The sequence below is a fragment of the Prevotella marseillensis genome (assembly GCF_900625065.1).
GTDB classification, from domain to species: Bacteria; Bacteroidota; Bacteroidia; order Bacteroidales; family Bacteroidaceae; genus Prevotella; species Prevotella rara.
The window spans coordinates 1-5,982 of the sequence record NZ_UYXY01000017.1; the positions used below are offsets into that span (position 1 = coordinate 1).

The 5,982-nt window shown below is 43.3% G+C and carries 4 protein-coding genes; all 4 read right to left on the bottom strand.

Going from position 1 to position 5,982, the window contains the following annotated elements:
• The coding region (locus EJL04_RS16165) for a tetratricopeptide repeat protein (RefSeq protein WP_164511811.1) at window positions 1-1,387 on the bottom strand (1,387 nt) is incomplete at its 3' end.
• Between the two features lie 298 nt (window positions 1,388-1,685).
• The gene (locus tag EJL04_RS16170) at window positions 1,686-1,793 is read right to left on the bottom strand and encodes an Hsp20 family protein (RefSeq protein WP_125105675.1); all 108 of its coding nucleotides are present in this window, start codon (window positions 1,791-1,793) and stop codon (window positions 1,686-1,688) included.
• Between the two features lie 322 nt (window positions 1,794-2,115).
• A complete protein-coding gene (locus EJL04_RS16175) occupies window positions 2,116-5,175 on the bottom strand; it encodes a T9SS type A sorting domain-containing protein (protein ID WP_125105676.1) in 3,060 nt (1,019 codons plus the stop codon).
• A gap of 284 nt (window positions 5,176-5,459) precedes the next feature.
• On the bottom strand, window positions 5,460-5,982 hold a 523-nt coding region (locus EJL04_RS16180), incomplete at its 5' end, for a helix-turn-helix domain-containing protein (protein ID WP_164511812.1).

A 5,982-nucleotide genomic window follows, 5' to 3' on the forward strand; every position in this document is an offset into this window, starting at 1 on the left:
GGCTTACCGCATCGTTCAGGCGCTGCCTCATTATCTCCTGATTATTGACAAAGTTGCGGTTGACGACAAACAGATTGTTGTAGCTCTTGTCTATACGCTTTTTCTGTCTATATACAACAAGCAAGAGTAGTCCTACGACAAGCGTTACCACAGACACGGCGGCTATGGTGTATCTTTGCGCCGAGATCGTGAGCACACGCTCCTTCTCGCGCTTGTTGAGCGAGGCTATGTATTTGTCATACTTGTCCATCTCATAAAGCGTCTGCTCATTCTTGACGGCATCAAACTTGTTTGTATCGAATATCGAGTCCTTCTCATGCTGATAACGCGCTCTGTATCGGCTTGCAGCCTTGTAATTGCCTACTGAATCATAAAAGTCTGCATATTTTACAAGGACATCAAGACACGAATGCAGTATTCCGTGCTTTACGGCCGTACTCTCGCACAGACGCAGGTATTTCAACGTAGAGTCACGGTCGCCCAGGCTAATATAGTTTTGATAAAGCTCTATATAAGCATAACAAATATATCTCGGACTCATTTTATTCTTAACAGCATAATTCAACAAGTCGTTGCATGTATTAATGGCTTCACGGTATTTTTTTTCAGTTCTGAGAATCAGTCCGAAATTAAAAATGCTCATGTAGCAGTTTTCCTTGTCGGCAGGATTCTTCACCTTCTCGGACATGCGGTGATACTTTCGCGCCTCTTTCGTTTTGCCTATCTGAGTGCTCACTGCGGTCATATTGGCAAGAATCTTGTACTCATTGGCCCTGTCGCCATATTTATGACAAGATTCATAGCCTTTCTTGTAATACGACAAGCCTTTGGCATAGTCCTCGAACACACAATAGACACTTGCTATGTTGTTATAGAAGTGCCCTATCTCCCGCCTGTCCTTGCATGCGCTGTAGATGCGCAGTCCGCTGAAATAAGCTGAGAGAGCACCTGCGTAGTTGCCTTTCATATAGAGAATATTGCCTTTCTTCAGATATGCCATTGCGCATTGCTGTTTGTCTTTGTCGGAGAGTTTGTCGTTCATTCGGTTGCACGCCACCATGTAATACACCAGGGCGGTGTCGGAATGTCCGGCATTGAGATAATGCTCTGCCTTCTTCATTATATAGTCTATCGAGGCGTCTGATGTCTTTTTGACCAAGGTCATATAGTCTTTGGCCAGCACGCGGGCACCGGCGCATGAGGGCAGGAGCATCAGCAGCACAAGCAGAAGCGTGCGCAACGCCATGAAGCAAGACTTTAAAACTGTACGAAGGGCACCGGCCTTATCGTGTGCATGTTCTGCCGTAGAGAGCTGCGAACCAAGGCACCGAGATATCTGTGATGCCGGATTATAGGATGAATTTATAATGCTTATGATGTTTTTCATTAGCCGTAAGATTTCTACGTTTATATTCAAGGCCTGGAAAGAAAGCCAAAATATCAGCAAAGATAGTGAAAGGTGAGAGCAATACAAAATGAAAAACGTATTTTTTTATTTTTATTGCCGAACCGATGACTATCTTATCAAAAGATAGTGAAAGGCGAGAGCAATACATATTGCATGCCATAACTAAGACACACAAGCTAAATATGGTACAAAAAAAAGGGCGCGGTTCGTAAGAGCCGCGCCCTTGGGCTATGGTATATTCATCTTAAAATTGCTGCAAGCGGCGCTAAACGGGATGTTATTTCACCTCTATCTGACGTGCCGCAGGACATTCGGGCTTAGACATCTTAGGCAGCGTTACGGTGAGCACGCCGTCGTTTACTCTGGCTGCGATAGCCTCCTTCATCAACAGATATAGGCCAGCTTGCTTTAGCCAAAGAGTCTTTATACAGTTCAAGGGAGTGATTGTAGGCGGCCAGTTCCTCTTCGGTAAAATACTCTGGGATGTCTGGCTTTTCGGTTTCTGAGGCTATTCGGGACAAATCCCGTCTTTTTGAATACAAAAGCCTTCTCAAGACCGTTGCTTGGGAAGGCTTTTGTCTGTTAACATCTGAAATTAACTTGTCCAGGTTTTATGTATATGTAGTCTGTTGGTTGCTGACATCGTCAATTTCATCTGTTCATCATAAGTTATAACGTTTTTAAAGGCTATTAATCAAGGAAACGTGTTATTTGATAATTATCTTTTTCACAACAGCTTTTCCACCCTTGCTTATTTTTAGAACATAAATACCCGGTGTTACGCCGTTAAGTGATATGGCGTTTGCTGCAGACCGTGATACGCAGATACCGTTTGTGTTAAAGATTTCTGCTTTGTCAAACTCACCGTTAATATTGATGTTCTTCGTTTCAGAATTGAACGATATGCTAAGGTCGTCGATGGTATATTGGCTGATGTCAGTGCTGCTGTCGAAGATGAAGGCTTCTGATGCGTCAGACACAGAACCGTCAGTATAATATGCCATTACGTAATAGCTGTCGCCATCCTTTGCGTCATTGTCGAAGTAGTGGGTCTGAAGTTTGTCGAGAACAGCTGTAGACAACAACTCTCCGTTGCGGAAGACGCTGTAGTATATGTTCTCTGTTTCTGATGGCTTCAGTTCCGGCTCGTCTGTCACGCAGCCGGTAATGTTCCAGCAGCAAGGTGATTTTTCGTTGTTTTCACCGTAAAATTCTGACACTTTTTGCCAAGTTGCTCCGTTGTCCTCAGAGAACAGGTCGCTCTTTCCTGCAATAAACTTGTCTGAAACGGCGTAGAGCAGAGGTATCTGTTCTGCATCATAGTCGTGTACCTTGATGCCTATTTTAAGCTCTTTGCTTCCGTCAATGAGCAGAGGCTCGTCAAGCACTGTTGTAAAGTATTCATTGTATGGCAGATCTTCTATTTCTTGCTCTCTTACAAGCTTGCCGTCTTCAAATACAACGATTGCGGCGTGTATGCCTTTGTTTACTTCATACCAGTCGTAGAAATTGATGATGGTTGTTACTCCTGTCAGATACTTTCCTTTGTACGGTGCCAGGTCGTCTTTATCGAAGGCGTTGGCTCCGATTACTTCTTTTCCTTCGTTGCCGAGCGTAAACATGCTTTCAACCACGCTGTTGATATGGTTCAGCTGATAAGCACCGAAATTATTCTTCCATATAAGTGAAAGCGGTGTGTCGCTGCTGTTCTTGCAGCCTGTAAGTCCTTCTGGAGCGTCTTTCTTTACTTCGTTGCCCGTTGTTATTTTCACGTTCTCAATATCCACGTAATATAATGACTTGCCTTGGCCGTGGCTGTGGAAACGGATAGAGAATATCTTGCCTGCAACCTCTTTTGATATGTCCACGTTTATCATGTTCCATTTGTGCTGCGGGTTTAATTCTGCAATCGACCAGTCGCCTACAGATTTCCATGTGTCGCCGTTGTCTGTTGTCACTTCGAGGCTTATCGAGTCGTTGTCAAGAGCTTGGTCTAAAATGTTGATGAATCCGTAGATATTGGCAAATGAAACATTCACAGATTCTTCGTTGGTGGCGTCCATAGGTCTTGATACAAGACTTGATGAGTGGGGCTTGGCGCTGCTTACGTATATAGCGGCGCATGTTGTCTGAAGCAGTCCGTAGCCGTCCAAAATCCATTTAGTGTCTTCGCCTTCGCCATAGTCAGCCTCAGTAGTCCAATAGTTTGTATCGAGTGAGCCTGAGTCGAAGTCGTCAAAGAATGGCAGGGCGTAAGTGTCGGGAACAGATGCTTTAAAAGGAACTGATTTTTGTGAAAGCATTGTGCCTCCGTCAGCCTTTGCCATAACAGCCTCTACAGTATATTCGGGGTGTCCGTATATGTCTTTGTCTCTGAAAGACATTTCCTGCTCTGTTGCTTCTATATTGCCTATAAGTTCACCGTCGCGGTATATGTTATATGATTTCAGTGTAAGAGTCTTATATTCAGTTTCGTCTTTTGTCCACGACAGTTTTGCCTCTTTCAGTGCGTCAGACTTTGCATTGAGTCCGGTTGGGGTCAATGGTATTTCAGTGTTGCTGATGTCATCTACGTTCAACACCCAGAATTTAGGAGTCTGTTTATAGAACATGCTGTTTATTCCTGCATTTCCTGCAATAGTCTGGCCGTCAGCTGACATGAAATTTGGCATTGTCAGTGTTTCCTCATCGAAAGTGAAATCAATGTCAGGATTTACGCCTTCGGCTGCTATTGTCATATAATAGCAGAAATCGTAGATTGCATTACGCTCGTATGAATACCAGAAAGGATGTGTATATGGTGTCGGTCCTAAAACAACATTTCCATAGTCGTATGCTCCGGCAACGTTTCCATTGTTGTCAATGCTTGCATAGCTGAAGTTGTTCCAGTTGTCATATTCACCAAAAGAAGGCAAAAGTCTGCATTCTTTTGTTTCTGTGTCGTATATATAAGTCTTGAACGTGTTGCTTTCGCTGAAAATAACGAATTTTCCATTCGGGCTTACATCAATAAGATTCATTACGCATATATAACGGAATTCTATGCCCAGGTCTTCGTGCGTCAGTACGGTTATCTTGTCGTCATCCCAGATGCACAGGTAAGTGCCTTTGTCGTCATCTTCATCGGATGTTATGATGCCGAATATTTTTCCGTCTGATGATATTTTCATCGCGTATCCGTTTTTCATATTTTCCGGTACGGTAAGGAATTCTATCACGTATTTACCTTCGCTGTTCTTGACCCACTTACACGGAGTAATAAAAGCGTCTGAACCGATATTGAAGTTTCCTATCACGATGTTACCGTCTTCAGAAATATCTTGACTGAAGGCGCCATCTGCAGAACTTGAAATGGTGGAAATGTCAAAGTCGCCATATTCTAATAAAGTACGTTTCCCGTTTTCCCATATAGCGGCAGAAATCGGGTTCTCTTCAGAAGCCAGCTTAACGTCAGTGTTGATGGCGTCTCCGCAGATAATACCGTTGTTGCTTACGGCCTTAAATCTGCCACACTTTGTGAAGTCGCTCGGGTCAGCCTCTGTGATCCATGAAAGCGTTCCGTCTTTTGTGTTGTAAATGAAGCTTTTCATGTCCATTCCGTTTATGGAATGTTCAATGGCTACAGATGTACCAACAAAGTACTGTCCGTTGGGGGAGATGCCACTGCCGTTGATGTTTTCGCCAATAGTTTTGAATCCTTTCTCTGCATAGGTGTTTCCAGTGAACGCCGTAAAAGCAGCCATTAGAAAAATGAAGATCTTTTTCATAAGCAAAAAGGTTTAAAGTTTTTAAAACAATTATTTCACACAAATATTCATCGTCCGGTTTACGTCTGCCAGAAAACAGAACAAATATCTTCAAGAAAGCATTATGTCCGGCAGACTTTTCTCACTTGCAAATGTATGCATTGCTTTAAACAAATGCAAACCGAAGATATCCAACTTTCTGAAAATCGGTGATAATAAATAATAAGAAGTCTGATTATATTTACAATCAGACTTCAATTTTCAGGAAATAATCTTAAATGGCATAAAAACCTTACACGCAAGTATCAAACAGACTCTTTCAGTTTGTCTCTATACATGGAAGGTGTTATTCCAACAATCTTGCGAAAAAGTTCAACAAATGTTGTGTACGACTTAAACCCTACGCTCTCCGCTATGGCGTTCAACGTATATGAACCATAGCCTGCTGTGTCGGACATACGCAGACAAGCAAGATGGATGCGGTAATCGTTAACATAATTCTTGAAACTTTTATGGAACGTGTCGTGTATTACAAGCGAAACATACTTGTTGTTAGAGCCCACTAAAACGGCAAGGCGAGCAAGAGAAAAATCGGGACGGCAAAATTCCGTTGTGTTCTCCATTATATCAATCACTGAATCGAGCAGCTTTCTGCGCATGTCATCATTGATGCCACCCGACTTGGCTTTATGTGCCATATCGTCAGACTGCTCTGAGACACCGGCATCCTTGACGACATCATCGGCATCATAGGCTGCCAGCCTACCCCGAAGCTGTTCGGCCTCGGCCTCCGACTCTTTAAGACGGCTTACCGCATCGTTCAGGCGC

Coding starts and splice junctions, on each gene's coding strand:
- EJL04_RS16170 (WP_125105675.1), bottom strand. CDS start 1,793: ATGAAGGAGGCTATCGCAGCCAGAGTAAACGACGGCGTGCTCACCGTA.
- EJL04_RS16175 (WP_125105676.1), bottom strand. CDS start 5,175: ATGAAAAAGATCTTCATTTTTCTAATGGCTGCTTTTACGGCGTTCACT.